The sequence below is a fragment of the Zavarzinia sp. genome (assembly GCF_041650655.1).
Taxonomy (GTDB): Bacteria; Pseudomonadota; Alphaproteobacteria; order Zavarziniales; family Zavarziniaceae; genus Zavarzinia.
Map to the genome: position 1 here is coordinate 14,262 of NZ_JBAZKR010000062.1, position 13,742 is coordinate 28,003.

16 protein-coding genes are annotated in these 13,742 nt (G+C 69.5%); 7 read left to right on the forward strand and 9 right to left on the reverse strand.

Annotated features, from left to right (window positions below; genetic code table 11):
• Positions 1 to 36: 36 nt before the first annotated feature.
• Positions 37 to 930, reverse strand: coding sequence for a LysR family transcriptional regulator (locus tag WC493_RS14610; RefSeq protein WP_373066266.1), 894 nt, complete (start codon positions 928 to 930; stop codon positions 37 to 39).
• Positions 931 to 1,019: 89 nt separating this feature from the next.
• Here WC493_RS14610 and WC493_RS14615 point away from each other — a divergent pair, with 89 nt between their 5' ends.
• The 4 genes from WC493_RS14615 (at position 1,020) to WC493_RS14630 (ending at position 5,450) form a co-directional block, all read left to right on the forward strand.
• Positions 1,020 to 1,991 carry an NAD(P)H-binding protein gene (locus tag WC493_RS14615; protein WP_373066267.1) on the forward strand — a complete coding sequence of 324 codons (972 nt, stop codon included), beginning with the start codon at positions 1,020 to 1,022 and terminating at the stop codon, positions 1,989 to 1,991.
• A 144-nt stretch (positions 1,992 to 2,135) separates the two neighbouring features.
• On the forward strand, positions 2,136 to 3,878 hold the full coding sequence (locus WC493_RS14620; RefSeq protein WP_373066268.1) for a DEAD/DEAH box helicase: 1,743 nt from the start codon (positions 2,136 to 2,138) through the stop codon (positions 3,876 to 3,878).
• Positions 3,879 to 3,972: 94 nt separating this feature from the next.
• Positions 3,973 to 4,950, forward strand: coding sequence for a UDP-glucose 4-epimerase GalE (gene galE, locus WC493_RS14625; RefSeq protein WP_373066269.1), 978 nt, complete (start codon positions 3,973 to 3,975; stop codon positions 4,948 to 4,950).
• 101 nt (positions 4,951 to 5,051) lie between these two features.
• On the forward strand, positions 5,052 to 5,450 hold the full coding sequence (locus WC493_RS14630; RefSeq protein WP_373066270.1) for a c-type cytochrome: 399 nt from the start codon (positions 5,052 to 5,054) through the stop codon (positions 5,448 to 5,450).
• Between the two features lie 31 nt (positions 5,451 to 5,481).
• On the opposite strand, the gene WC493_RS14635 is transcribed toward WC493_RS14630, so the two are convergent.
• Positions 5,482 to 5,925, reverse strand: coding sequence for an Lrp/AsnC family transcriptional regulator (locus tag WC493_RS14635; RefSeq protein ID WP_373066271.1), 444 nt, complete (start codon positions 5,923 to 5,925; stop codon positions 5,482 to 5,484).
• Between the two features lie 140 nt (positions 5,926 to 6,065).
• On the opposite strand from WC493_RS14635, the gene ald reads away from it, so the two are divergent.
• Complete coding sequence (ald, locus tag WC493_RS14640) at positions 6,066 to 7,184, forward strand: alanine dehydrogenase (protein WP_373066272.1); 1,119 nt, start codon at positions 6,066 to 6,068, stop codon at positions 7,182 to 7,184.
• Between the two features lie 28 nt (positions 7,185 to 7,212).
• Positions 7,213 to 8,166 carry a PHB depolymerase family esterase gene (locus WC493_RS14645; protein WP_373066273.1) on the forward strand — a complete coding sequence of 318 codons (954 nt, stop codon included), beginning with the start codon at positions 7,213 to 7,215 and terminating at the stop codon, positions 8,164 to 8,166.
• Here the strand turns inward: WC493_RS14645 and WC493_RS14650 are convergent.
• Genes WC493_RS14650 through WC493_RS14680 form a run of 7 tightly spaced genes read right to left on the reverse strand, consistent with a single transcriptional unit; the run spans position 8,163 to position 13,076 of the window.
• On the reverse strand, positions 8,163 to 8,627 hold the full coding sequence (locus WC493_RS14650) for an isoprenylcysteine carboxylmethyltransferase family protein (protein WP_373066274.1): 465 nt from the start codon (positions 8,625 to 8,627) through the stop codon (positions 8,163 to 8,165). The genes WC493_RS14645 and WC493_RS14650 overlap by 4 nt on opposite strands.
• Before the next feature lie 27 nt (positions 8,628 to 8,654).
• Positions 8,655 to 10,214: a helix-turn-helix domain-containing protein gene (locus WC493_RS14655; protein ID WP_373066275.1), complete on the reverse strand. Its 1,560-nt coding sequence runs from the start codon at positions 10,212 to 10,214 to the stop codon at positions 8,655 to 8,657.
• Positions 10,215 to 10,263: 49 nt separating this feature from the next.
• A complete protein-coding gene (locus tag WC493_RS14660; protein WP_373066276.1) occupies positions 10,264 to 10,734 on the reverse strand; it encodes an SRPBCC family protein in 471 nt (156 codons plus the stop codon).
• A complete protein-coding gene (locus WC493_RS14665; protein ID WP_373066277.1) occupies positions 10,721 to 11,065 on the reverse strand; it encodes an ArsR/SmtB family transcription factor in 345 nt (114 codons plus the stop codon). The genes WC493_RS14660 and WC493_RS14665 overlap by 14 nt, the downstream gene beginning before the upstream one ends.
• 46 nt (positions 11,066 to 11,111) lie before the next feature.
• A complete protein-coding gene (locus WC493_RS14670; protein WP_373066278.1) occupies positions 11,112 to 11,783 on the reverse strand; it encodes a TetR/AcrR family transcriptional regulator in 672 nt (223 codons plus the stop codon).
• Positions 11,784 to 11,792: 9 nt separating this feature from the next.
• On the reverse strand, positions 11,793 to 12,581 hold the full coding sequence (locus WC493_RS14675) for a cytochrome P450 (protein WP_373066279.1): 789 nt from the start codon (positions 12,579 to 12,581) through the stop codon (positions 11,793 to 11,795).
• Between the two features lie 27 nt (positions 12,582 to 12,608).
• Entirely contained in the window at positions 12,609 to 13,076 is a 468-nt protein-coding gene (locus tag WC493_RS14680; protein WP_373066280.1) for a hypothetical protein, read from the reverse strand.
• Positions 13,077 to 13,180: 104 nt separating this feature from the next.
• Here WC493_RS14680 and WC493_RS14685 point away from each other — a divergent pair.
• A partial coding sequence (locus WC493_RS14685) for a phosphotransferase (protein ID WP_373066281.1) occupies positions 13,181 to 13,742 on the forward strand: 562 nt, incomplete at its 3' end.

The window sequence follows — 13,742 nt, forward strand, 5'->3', positions numbered from 1 at the left end:
CCGTTTCAGGCCCGCGATAGTTTCGCGACGCCGCCCTCACCCTCCGCGGACGATATAATCGGCCAGCGCTTCGGCCAGGAAGTCGAAGACCAGGCGCACGCGGCGACTGGCCCGCAGGTCCTCGTGACAGACCAGCCAGACCGGCAGCCTGGCCTCGAAGGCTTCGGGCAACAGGCGGACGAGACCGGGCTCCCGCGCGGCGAGACCGCATTGACAGACGCCGATGCCATAGCCCGCCCGGATGAAGGCGAATTGCGCCGCCTGGTCGTCGAGGCGGAGGGTGAAGGCCTCGGGCGCCAGCGCGGCGACGCCGAGACCGCGCAGCACGGCCCTGTCCCGGTCCGGTCCGATCAGGGCATGGCCGGCGATATCCTCCAGGCGGGCCGGCGTGCCCGCCGCGGCCAGATAGTCGGCCCTGGCATAGAGGCCCAAGTGGATCTCGCCCAGAGGACGGGCGACCAGCGCTTCCTGCCGCGGCGTGACCATGCGGATGGCGATATCCGCCGCCTGATGCAGCAGGTCTTCGGACAGGTTGGAGAGCGAGAGTTCGAGCACGATGCCCGGATGGCGGCGGCGGAATTCGGCCAGATAGGGCGGCAGCACCAGGCCGCCCACCACCTCGCTCGCCGTGATGCGGACGGTGCCCCGCTCGCCCCCCGCCTCGGCCGAGGCGGCCCGGCGCAGCGCCCCTTCGGCCGCCGCCATGGCCTCGGCATGGGGACGCAGCAGGCGGGCCGTCGCCGTCGGCTGCAGGCCGCGCGGCGAGCGGGTGAAGAGGGGGACGCCCAGGGCCGCCTCGAGCGCGGCGATGTGATGGCCCAGCGTCGGCTGGGTCAGGCCCAGGTGGCGGGCGGCGGCACTCAGGCTGCCGGTTTCCAGCACGGCCAGCAGGCTGCGGTAGTGGTCCCAGCCGGGCGGGGCATCAGTCATAAGAATTCTTATAACAGCACCAGCTTAATCGGCAATTTTTCTTGTATAGAGCCAGCGCCATCCTGTCGCCACCAAGACGGAGACAGACCATGAGCGAGACCAGAACGGCCCTGATCCTGGGCGCCAGCGGCGGCATCGGCGGCGAGACGGCACGCGCCCTGGCGGCGCGCGGCTGGCGCATCCGCGCCCTCCACCGCGATCCGGCCCGGGTGGCCGCGGACAGCCGGTTCGACTGGCGCCGGGGCGACGCCATGAGTGCCGCCGACGTGATCGCGGCGGCCGCGGGCGTGCAGGCGATCGTCCATGCCGTGAACCCGCCCGGCTACCGGAACTGGCAGGCGCTGGTGCTGCCCATGATGGCCAATACGATCGCGGCGGCACGAGCGAGCGGGGCGCGCATCCTGCTGCCCGGCACGGTCTATAATTTCGGGGCGGTGAGCGGCCTGATCGCCGAAGACGCGCCCCAGGCGGCGGAAACCCGCAAGGGCCGGATCCGCATCGCCCTGGAACGGGCGCTGGAAGAGAGCGGCCTGCCCGTGCTGATCCTGCGCGCCGGCGATTTCTTCGGCCCCGCTTCACGCAATTCCTGGTTCGGCCAGGGCATCGTCATGCCGGGCCGCCCGCTCGCCCGCGTGACCTATCCGGGCGCGCCCGACGTCGGCCATGCCTGGGCCTATCTGCCCGACGTGGCGGAGACTTTCGCCCGCCTGCTCGACCGCGAAGCGGAACTGCCCCGTTTCGCCCGCTTCCATTTCGGCGGCCATTGGTTCGAACGGGGTATCGACATCGCCCATGTCGTGCGCGAGGCGGCGGGCCGGCCGGAACTGCCGATCCGCACCTTCCCCTGGGCGGTGGTCGGCTTGGCGCGGCCCTTCGTGCCCCTGTTCCGCGAGCTCTGGGAGATGCGCTATCTCTGGCAGATTCCGCTCCGGCTGGACAATCGGCGGCTCCGCGATTTCCTCGGTACCGAGCCGCATACACCGGCGTTCGAGGCGGCGCGGGCCAGCCTGGCCGGCCTCGGCTGCCTCGAAATGGACGGAAAAGGCGCCGTCCCTGCGTAACGGGACGGCGCCCATGCGCCGCGGGGCATGGTCTTTGGGAGCAACTTCCTGTATGGGTTCCGGCAACGAGCCGCCTTTGCCTGTGCGATGCGGCCATTCCCTCCCCATACATCGCCCCCCGAATTCCGGCGCGGCCGAGGCCACATGCCCTTTCCCTTCATCAATGTCCATCTGAACGGCGCCCTCGAAGCCCGCGCCTATGCCGAGCCGACGGCGGTGCAGAGCGCCGTCCTCGAGCCCGATGCCGAGGGCCGCGACCTCCTGGTCTCGGCCCAGACCGGCTCGGGCAAGACGGTCGCCTATGGCCTCGCCATCGCCAAGACGCTGCTCGACGGCGCCGAGCGTTTCGCCCCCCGCTTCGCCCCGATCGCCCTGGTGATCGCTCCGACCCGCGAGCTCGCCATGCAGGTCCACGCCGAACTGACCTGGCTCTATGGCCCGGCCGGCGCCCGCGTCGTCTCCTGCGTCGGCGGCATGGACGTCCGGCGCGAGGCCCATGCGCTCTCGGCCGGTGCCCACATCGTGGTCGGCACCCCGGGCCGCCTGCGCGACCATATCGAGCGCGGCCGCCTGGTCACCTCGGAACTGCGCGCCGCCGTCCTCGACGAAGCGGACGAGATGCTGGACCTCGGCTTCCGCGAAGACCTCGAAGCGATCCTCGACGCCACGCCGGAGAGCCGGCGCACCCTGCTGTTCTCGGCGACCATCGCGCCCGAGATCGCGACGCTGGCGACCCACTACCAGAAGAACGCGCTGCGCATCGAGGCGACCGCCAAGGGCGAGGCCCATGGCGACATCGACTATCGCGCCGTCCGCTGCGCCCCGAACGAGGTCGAGCACGCCGTCGTCAACATCCTGCGCTATTACGAGGCGCGGGCGACGATGATCTTCTGCACCACGCGGGAATCCGTGCGCCACCTCCATGCCGGCTTGCAGGAACGCGGCTTCGCCGTTGTCGCCCTGTCCGGCGAATTGTCCCAGGCCGAGCGCAGCCACGCCCTCCAGGCGGTGCGCGACGGCAGGGCGCGGGTCTGCGTCGCGACCGACGTCGCCGCGCGCGGCATCGACGTGCCCGACCTCGCCCTGGTGATCCACGCCGAGCTGCCCAACAGCCGCGAGACCCTGCTGCACCGGAGCGGGCGCACCGGCCGTGCCGGGCGCAAGGGCACCTGCGTGCTGGTCGTGCCCCACCACCGCCGCCGCCGGGCCGAGCAGCTCCTGTTCGGCAGCCGGCTGAAGGTCACCTGGTCGGGCGCGCCGACCGCCGAGGAAGTGCATCAGCTCGATCAGGAACGCCTGCTCGCCGATCCCTTGCTGGCGGAAGAGCCGAGCGAGGACGATCTGGTGCTGGCGCGTGCCCTGCTCGACCGCTTCGGGCCGGAGAAGCTGGCCGCCGCCCTGCTGCGCCTGCGCCGCCGCGACCTGCCGGCGCCGGAAGAGCTGAGCGATGACGCCTCGCCGCCGGCCCGCGGCCCACGCGTGGCCCCTGCGCCCGACGGCATGGGCGGCGGCGTCTGGTTCTCGATGAATGTCGGCCGGCGCAGCAATGCCGATCCGCGCTGGCTGCTGCCGATCATCTGCCGGCTCGGCAGCGTGACCAAGCAGGACATCGGCGCCATTCGCATCTTCGATCAGGACACCCGCTTCGAGGTGGCGCCGGCGATGGCCGAGGGCTTCGCCGAATCCGTGCGCCGCGCACGCGACCCCAAGATCAGGATCGAACCCGCCAGCCCCGGGGGCGACGATCAGCCGCGCCCGCCCAAGCGGCCTCACCGCGGCCCGGGTCCGCAGACCCACGCCGGTCCCCATCCGGGCGGCCCGTCCCGGCTGCGCCGCGGCCCGCCGTCCGCCAAATCGCACGGACCCGCCCGCGGCCACGGCAACTGAGGCCTGCCCTGCCGTCTTGAACATGTCCTGAAAAGACCCGAGGATGCGGCGCCTGTATTTCAGGCCTGATCTTCACGGGGTGTAGGGGCATTTCATGAGGGCCATTCTGGTCGCTGGCGGCGCCGGCTACATCGGCTCGCAGACCTGCAAGGCACTGTCGCAAGCCGGCTACCTGCCGGTCACGCTGGACAATCTCTCGACCGGCTATGCCGAGGCGGTGAAATGGGGGCCGCTGATCGAGGGCGACCTCCGCGATGTCGACCTCGTGGGCCGGATCGTGCGCGAGCATGAGGTGGTCGCCGCCATGCATTTCGCCGCCTGCAGCCTGGTCGGCGAGAGTGTGGCCAACCCGGCCAAATACTACGACAACAATGTCGGCGCCGCCGTGCTCTTCGCCAAGGCGCTGGTCGATTCCGGCGTGAAGGCCCTGATCTTCTCCTCGACCGCCGCGGTCTACGGCAATCCGGAGACCGAGCTGATCGCCGAGGATCACCCGACCCGGCCGATCAATCCCTATGGTGCCAGCAAGCTCGCCTTCGAGCAGGCGCTCTATTGGATGGCCCAAGCCCATGGCCTGGTCTACACGGTGCTGCGCTATTTCAATGCCGCCGGTGCCGACCTCGATGGCGAGGTGGGTGAGAGCCACGAGCCCGAGACCCATCTGATCCCCAATCTGTGCAAGGCCGTGCTGGGTACCGGCAAGCCGCTCACCGTGTTCGGCGACGACTATCCGACCGCCGACGGCACCGCGATGCGCGACTATATCCATGTCGTCGACTTGGCCGCCGCCCATGTCGTGGCGCTCGGCCGGATGCTGGCCGGCGGCGGCTGCGAGACGCTGAATGTCGGCACCGGCCAGGGCGTCACCGTGGCGGGCGTGATCCGCGCCGCCGAGGCGGCGCTGGGCAAGACGGTGCCCCATTCGATCGGGCCGCGCCGGGCCGGCGACCCGCCCGTGCTGGTGGCCGATGCCGCCCGCATCCGCCGCATCCTCGACTGGGAACCCCGATACAGCGACATGGAGACGATCGTGCGCACGGCAGCCGCGTGGCAACGCGACCGCTTCTATTGACCCGCGCAGAGGGCGCGACCACCGGCGGCTGGTCGTGATAGTTTTTCCGGTGCCCGGCGAATCGATCTCAGGGCACCGGACCCATAACAAGAGGACTCAACATGTCCGCACACCCGACGCTGCCGCGCAGCAGCGCAATGATCGCCCCCTCCAAGACTGTTCGGACCCTGGCCGCCGCCGCGGCCGGTCTCGTCGTGGCGCTGGCGGCCGGCGGCCCGGCCCGCGCCGACGCCGGCGAGGACTTGGCCCGGGCCAAGGGCTGCTTCGTCTGCCACGATGTGAAACACGACACCATCGCTCCCTCGTTCCGCGATATCGGCCGGCGCTTCGCCGGGCTGAAGAACGCCAAGCTGATGCTCGTGCCGATCGTCCATACCGGCACCCGCGACCCGGTGGCCTACCACTGGGGCACCCACGACATGCCGCCCGAAGGCGCCCGCCAGCCCGTCACCGACGAAGAGGCCGAGGCCCTGATCGACTATATCCTGAGCCTGAAGTGAGGTCCGGGCGCCGGGGCTGCGGCCCCGGCGCCTATCCCGCCACCTTGCGCAGCACGAAATTGGACTGGATGCGCGAGACCCCCGGCAGGCGGGAGAGCTGTTCCTTGTGGATCCGCTCGTAATCCGCGACATCGCGGGCGACGACGCGGAGCGCATAGTCGAACTGGCCCGAGAGCAGATAGCCTTCGACGACATTGGGACATTGGCGCACCGCCCGCTCGAAGGCGGAAAGATGTTCCTCGGTCTGCGACTGCAGCGAGATGAACAGGATCGCGGATAGGCCCCGGCCCAGCGCCGCCTCGTTCACCGCCGCGCCATAGCCGAGCAGCACCCCCTCCTCCTCCAGCCGGCGCACCCGCCGCGAACAGGCGGAAGGCGACAGGCCGACCCGGGCGCCGAGCTCGGTCGCGGTGATGCGGCCGTCGCGGCGAAGCGCCTCGACGATCGCCAGATCCATGCGGTCCAAGCCGTCCATGCACAAAGATCCGTCACAGAAGAGCATTTTTGTGCGCGAATCTTGCGCCCCGTCCCCTGCCATCGTCCAGCTTTGCATGCACTTTGCGCCCTGTCCGGGGTAGGATTTCAGCCAGCGAAATCCCGCGCGGAGTGCGAGCCATGCGCATCGGTGTGCCCAAGGAAATCAAGAACAACGAATTCCGCGTCGGCCTGGTGCCGGGCAATGTCCAGGAATTCGTCGCCCACGGCCATCAGGTCACGGTCGAGACCGGGGCGGGTGCCGGCATCGGTGCCGGCGACGACGACTACCGCGCCGCCGGGGCGACGATCGCCGCGACCCCGGCCGAAATCTTCGCCGCCGCCGAGATGATCGTCAAAGTGAAGGAACCCCAGGCAGGCGAGCGCGCCATGCTGCGCCCCGGCCAGATCCTCTTCACCTATCTCCATCTGGCGCCCGATCCGGAACAGACCCGCGACCTGGTGAAGTCCGGCGCCGTCTGCATCGCCTATGAGACGGTGACCGACGCCACGGGCGGCCTGCCCCTGCTCGCCCCCATGTCGCAGGTCGCCGGCAAGCTGTCGGTCCAGGCCGGGGCCAGCGCACTCGAACGCGAGCATGGCGGCAGCGGCATCTTGATCGGCGGCGTACCCGGCGTGGCGCCAGCCAAGGTGCTCGTGGTCGGCGGCGGCGTCGTGGGCGAGAATGCGATCGAGGTGGCCCTCGGCATGGGCGCCGACGTCACCGTGATCGACCGCTCGCTGACCGCCCTCGACCGCCTGGCCAAGCGCTTCGGCCCGGCGCTGGGGACCCAATATTCGACCCGCGCCGCCTTCGACCGGCTGGTGCCGGCGTCGGATCTCGTGATCGGCGCCGTGCTGGTGCCGGGGGCGTCGGCGCCCAAGCTGGTCACCGCGGCCCATGTCAAGGCGATGAAGCCGGGTTCGGTCCTGGTCGACGTCGCGATCGACCAGGGCGGCTGCTTCGAGACCTCCCACGCGACCACCCATGCCGCCCCCACCTATGTGGTCGACGGCGTGGTCCATTACTGTGTCGCCAACATGCCGGGTGCCGTGCCGCGCACCTCGACCTATGCCCTGAACAATGCCACCCTGCCGTTCGGACTCGCCATCGCCGACAAGGGTTACCGGCAGGCTCTGCTGGACGACGTGCACCTGCGCCGCGGGCTGAACGTGTGCCGGGGCCGGGTCACCTATGCGGCGGTGGCGCACGATCTCGGCTATGACTATCTGGCGGCGGAGGAGGCTTTGGCGGCCTGAACCGTCGCCCGGGGCGACGGAGGCGGCAATGGCGGCAGCACGGTCCTGGCTTCTGGTCCTGGTTTTCCTGTTGCTGCCTGCCGCGGCGAGGGCCGACTTTCCGGACAAGGGCGACGCCGGTGCCGCCACCCTCCGCCAGATGAAGACCGCTGACGGCACGCGCGACTATCTGGTCCAGCCGATCGCCGGCAATGGCCCCTTTCCGGTCGTGGTCCTGCTCCACGGCGGGACCCAGGACGCCCGCCAGATCTGGCGCCAGACCAGCCTGCCCACCCTCGGCCGGAGCGAGCATTTCATCGTCGCCGCCCCCGACGGCATCGATCGCCACTGGAACGACGGCCGGGGTTCCACCATCGCCGGCGACGCGCCGTCGAGCGCCGACGACATCGGCTTCATCTCGTCGGTGATTGCCGACGTGATCGCCCGCGACCATGGCGACCGCAATGCCGTCTTCATCGCCGGCCCCTCCAACGGCGGCTTCATGGCCATGCATTTCGCCTGTACGGCGGGCCGCCTGCTGCGCGCCGGGGCCAATATGATCTCCGACCTGCCGGCCGATCAGGCGGCGGGCTGCAAGCCGGGCAAGGCGCTGCCCTGGCTCTCCCTGAACGGTACCGCCGATCCGATCGTACCCTTCGAGGGCCAGCCGGCGGGCACCACGAAGCGGGGCCAGGTCCAACCCGCCCTCTATTCCGCCGCCGAGACCTTCGCCTTCTTCGCCGACAAGGCAGGCTGCCCACGCACGGAGACGAGTGAGCGCCTGCCCGATCTCGATCGGCGCGACGGCTCCTGGGTCGAGCTGCGCCGCCGGGCGCCCTGCGCCGGGGGCGACCAGTCGCTGTTCTACATCGTGCATGATGGCGGACACATCACACCGGGCCTGCGCGTCGGCCCGCTGATCGGCCGCATCGTCGGGGGTGCCAACCAGGACATCGACACCGGCACCGTGCTCTGGAACTTCTTCCGCTCGACACTGCACTAGAGCCAGCGCCGCACCCGCGCCCGGTAGGCATCGAAGGCGGCCCCGAATTTGGCCCCGATCGCCCGTTCCTCGGGCATGATCTGAAACCGGGTCAGATAGGCGACGAAGCCCGGTACCAAGAGCGCCGCCGCCGGGTGGCCGAGCCACACGGCCCAGCCGAGCAGGCCGAGCGCCATGCCCACATACATCGGGTTGCGGGTAATGCCGTAGATGCCCGAGGTCACCAGGGTGCTCGCCGTCTCGGGCGCGACGGGGTTGAGCGTGGTTCCATGGCGGCGAAAGCCGAAAGCACCGAGGCCGATGACCACGACGCCGGCGACGGCGACCACGACGGCCACCACGCCCTGCCCCGCGAACCGCCACGACCAGGACGGCGACACCAGCGCGATCCCCTCCATCGCCGCCGCGAAGACGGCCAGCACGGCGAGCGGCGGAACCCTGGTTTCGAGCGCTCGCATCATCGTCGTGCCTCCTCTGGGCGGCGGGGCCTACAGCTTGTCGAGATACCAGGCGTGGTCGAGGGGGTTGACCTCGGCCTCGTAGCGCTCGAATTCGGCGCGGCGCAGCCTTCCGTAATGCTGGTGGTAACGCTCGCCGAAGTAACGCGGCAGGATCAGGCCGTCGTCATAGGTGTCGAGGGCGATCGGCCAATGGCGCGGCAGGCTGGGCGCGATCAGGTCGTAGGCATTGCCTTCGACCGGCGGGCCCGGATCGATGCTCTGGGCCAGGCCGTGATGCATGGCGCCCAGGATCGCCGCGACCGCCAGATAGGGATTGGCGTCGGCGCCGCAGACCCGGTGCTCGATCCGCCGGGCCTTGCCGTCGCCGCCCGGCACGCGGATCGAGACGGTGCGGTTCTCGAAGCCCCAGCAAGGCGCCACCGGCGCATAGGAGCCGAGCTGGAAGCGGCGGAAGGAATTGGCGTTGGGGGCGAAGACCGCCATCGATTCCTGCATCGCCTTCATGACGCCGCCGACGGCATGGCGCAGCCGCGTCTCCGCCTCCGGATAACCGGCGGCGAAGACGTTGCGGCCCTTGTCGTCGACCAGGCTGACATGGACGTGGAGGCCGGAACCCGAGATGTTGCCATAGGGCTTGGCCATGAAGGTCGCATCGATGCCGTGGCGGCGCGCGACCGAGCGCACCGCCCGCTTGAACAGCACGGCATGGTCGCAGGCGGCCTGGGCATCGGCGACATGGTGCAGGTTGATCTCGAACTGCCCCGGCGCATATTCGGAGAGCGCCCCGGTGACCGGCACGCCCTGGGCCTCCATCGCCTGCGTGATCTCCGAGAGCACGCCGCGATGGGCGTCCATCTCGTCGAGCGAGAGCACCTGGGTCGACCAGTCGCGCCGGCCGGTGAAGGGCGAGGGCACGGGCTGCGGCCCGCCCGCCGCGTTCCGCTCGCGGTCGATCAGGTAGAATTCGAGTTCGCAGGCCACCACGGGCGTCAGACCCAGCTCGCGGAAACGGGCCTGGACCTGGCCCAGCACCTGGCGCGGATCGGCATAGAAGGGCGAGCCGTCCTCGTCGAGCAGGGTGAGCAGCATCTGCGCTGCTTCAGGCCCGACCCAGGTCATGGGCAGGATGCGGCCGTCGACCGGCACGGCGATCTGGTCGCGGTCGCCCGAATCCATGCCGAGGCCGGTCTCTTCGACATTCTCGCCGTGGATGTCGAGGCCGAAGAGGGAGCCGACCAGTTTGAGCCCATGCTCGATCACCTCGATCGCTTCCCCGCGGGAGGCGCGCTTGCCGCGGCAGATGCCGCTGGTGTCGGGCACGATCAGGTCGATCTGGCGGATTTCGGGATGGCGTTCCAGGAACTGCCGCGCATGGGCCACGGGGTCCGGAGGCTCGCCCTGGGGGGCGTAGAAGTCGGCAGGGCCGACCGCGCCCGCGGATGCCTCGGCGATGCGCCTCATGGCGTCCGGCCGGGGGATCTGTTGGCCGCTGGCATAGCGGCTCATGGCGGCGACCGAAACGCCCGCTTGGCGGGCGAATTCGGTCAGGGTGAGATGGCTGCGAGCAAGGTAATCGGTAATTTTCACGATGCCCCAGCCTAACCCGCCGCCTCGAAGCCTGGCAAGCGAGGCCCGGTCAGAGACCCTGGGCGAAGGCCTCCAACTGGCTGATGCAGGTGCCCCAGCCCTCGAAGAAGCCCATTTCCTCGTGCTTGCGGGCGCCCGCCGGATCGAGGTGGATGCAGCGCGCGGTATAGCGGGTGCCCTCCCCCTCGTCCGCCATCTCGAAGATGGCGGTCATGGGCAGCCAAGGGGCCGCCGGGCGCCAGCCGCCGGTCAGCATGGAGGTCATGACGATGCGCTGCTCCGGCACGATTTCCAGGAAGCAGCCGGGGTTGTCGCTCTCGCCCCCGGTCTCCGCCGGACCGCGCATGAAAGTGTAGAAATCGCCGCCGGCCCGGAAATCGAAGGCGCGCACCTCGGTCGTCCAGGGCTTGGGGCACCACCACTGCGCCAGCAGCTTCGGCTCCGACCAGGCACGCCAGACCCGGGCGCGCGGGACCGCCAGGTAGCGCGAGATTTCCAGGATGTGCTCATTGTCGTTCATCGCTGTCCTCCCCGTTCAGCAGGAATTGATCGAGCCGATCGAAACGCGCCTCCCAGACCGAGCGCTGCTCGGCCAGCCAGACCTGGGCTTCGGCCAGGCGGGCGGGATCGATCCGGCAGGTGCGCACGCGGCCTGTCTTGGCGCTGGCGACCAGGCCGCTCGCCTCCAGCACGGCCAGGTGCTTGGTCACCGCCGGCAGCGAGATGGCGAGCGGCGAGGCGAGCTCGCTCACCGTCGCCGGTCCCTTGGCCAGGCGTTGCACCATGGCGCGCCGGCTGGGATCGGCGAGCGCCGAATAGAGCAGGTCGAGGGCGGCGGATGACTTAACCATGTGATTAAGTATCACGCCGACACCGGGGCCGCGAGCAGAAACTTCGCTATTCGGTTAAGTTTATCGCTTCGGCCGAAGGCGGCTGGGTGAGCAGGCCTTCGAGGGCGTCGATCAGATTGGCGTCGGCGACCGGCGCGGTCCAGCCGGCGGGCCAGAGATCGGGCGAAACCACCGCCGCTTCGCGCGAGGAGAGGCCGGCGAAGGCGAGCAGCATGGCGAGCCTGATGCGCAGCCCGACCACAACCGGCGGCATCGCCGGCATCAGGCGGCGCAGATGGGCGACGCAGCGCCGCGTCGCGGTGTCGAGATCGAAATGGATCGCCTCGAACAGGAGTTCGCTGTGGCTCGCCATCACCCGCTTCATGAAGCGGATGGCGTCCTCCCCGATCGGCGCGACTTCGTCTTCCAGGGGCGAGAGGTCGATCAGCACGGCCAGCACTTCGCGCATGTCGTGCGGGCCGCCCGCCGCCTCCATGGCATCGACCCGGCGGTTCCGCTCGACCTCGACGATGGCGGCGACATCGGCGATCAGCTCGCCGATCAGGGCTTCCTTGGAACGGAAGTAGTAGTTCACGGAACCGGCGTTCTTCTGCCCCGCGGCCTTGGTGATGTCGCGGATCGAGACGGCGTCGATCCCCCGCTCGGCGAACAGGCGGCGGGCCGCCTGCTTGATCTTCTCGCGCGTGTCGCCGCCGCGGGGCGAATGGTCGTCGGTCATCAGTGCTCTTCAGGCGATCTCGAAACGGATGGGCAGGGATTTCGGCCCGTTCACGAAATTGGCTTCGGACATGCGGGGCTCGCCCGCCAGTTCGAGGGACTTCAGGCGTGGCAACAGGGCCTCGAACAGGAGCCGCATCTCCATCTTGGCGAGATGCTGGCCGAGGCACAGATGCCCGCCGTAACCGAAGGCGAGGTGGCGGTTCGGCTTGCGGTCGACGCGGAACGCGAAGGGATCCTCGAACACCGCCTCGTCGCGGTTGCCCGAAGCATAGCAGAGCATGAGCCAGTCGCCCTTGGCGATCTTGCGGCCGGCCAGTTCGGTGTCCTCGGTCGCCGAGCGCATGAAGGTCTTGACCGGCGTGGTCCAGCGGATCGCCTCGTCGACGAGGCCCGGCACCAGGGTGGGGTCCTGCTTCACCAGGGCGAACTGGTCCGGGTTTTCGGCCAGTGCCCAGAGCGCGCCCGCGGTCGAGGACGAGGTGGTGTCGTGGCCCGCGGTGGCGACGATGATGTAATAGCTCATCGATTCGAGGTCGGACATCGGCTTGCCGTCGACCATGGCCGTGGCGATCACGGTCGCCAGGTCGTCGCGCGGGTGCTTCCGCCTGTCCTCGCTGATCACCCGGAAATAGGCTTCGAAATCGGCGACCGTCGCCTGCAGCATCATGACGATCTGCTCGATGTCCATGGCCGAGAGCAGGGTGCGGGCCTGGTCCGGGTCCTGCGGGCCGAACAATTCCTGGGTGAGCTGCAACATGCGGGCCTCGTCCTTGGCCGGCACACCCAGGATCTCCATCACCACATGGAGGGGGTAGCCGAGGGCCTATTCGGCGACGAAATCGCACTCCCGCGCGCCCTTTTCGAGGAAGCGCGCCACCGCCGCCTCGGCGATCGCGCGCACCCGGTCCTCGATCTTCTTCAGGCTCTGCGGCATGAACCAGTTCTGGGTCAGGGCGCGGTATTTCGGATGGTCCGGCGGATCCATCTGCACGAGGGAGCGGATCAGGTTGGGATTGCCGCCGGTCAGCTTGCGGACGAAGGCATCGCCTTCCTTGTTCACGATGGTGGTCGAGCGGTCGGCCGAATGGAACAGGGCGTTCTGCCGGCTGACGTCCAGAATGTCGGCATGGCGGGTGACCGCCCAGAAGGGGTCGTAACCCTCCGGCTCGGCCACGGCGAGGGGCATGTTGGCGCGCAGCCAGGCGTAATTCTCGTGCAGTTGATCGGGCTTGCCGAAGACCAGCGGATCGACCAGGGCATTGGCCACGGCGAGCGGAATCCGTTCCTGCATGTTCTTCCTCCCTCATGCGCCCTTTGGGCTTGCATTGTTAATACGATGTTTTAATAATGCGGAAAAGAGATCGGCACAAGCACCGATCAGCGGGAGGAGAGTGAATGCCCAGGGCCGAAAACCCATCGGTTTCGGTGCCCTCTGACGTCGCCGTGCCGACGCCGGAGACGCTTTGCTTTCTGCTCGCCCCGCTCGGTCTTTCCGTCATCGCCGCTTGCCGGCGCCTGTCCGGCGGCGCCAGCCAGGAGAGCTGGCGGATCGACGGCACGGCCCCCGACGGCAGCCCCGAGAGCTTCGTGCTGCGCCGGACGCCAGCCGCCACCTGGAATTTCGACCTCGCCGCCGGGATCGAGACGGAAGCCGGGCTGATGCGCCTCGCGGGTGCTGCCGGCGTGCCCTCGCCTGCCGTCGCCGCCCTGCTGGACGGCACGGAAGGGCTCGGCCGGGGCTTCGTCATGGGTTTCGTCGCGGGCGAGACCCTGGGCCACAAGATCGTGCGCGATCCCGCCTTCGCCGCGGTCAGGCCGGCGCTCGCGGGCCAATGCGGCCGGGTGCTGGCGGCGATCCACGGCATCGATGCGGACGGCGTGCCCGGCCTCCGGCTCCAGACGGCCGAAGCCCAGGTCGCGGCCCTGGCCGATCTCCACGCCGGGGGTGGCTGGGTCC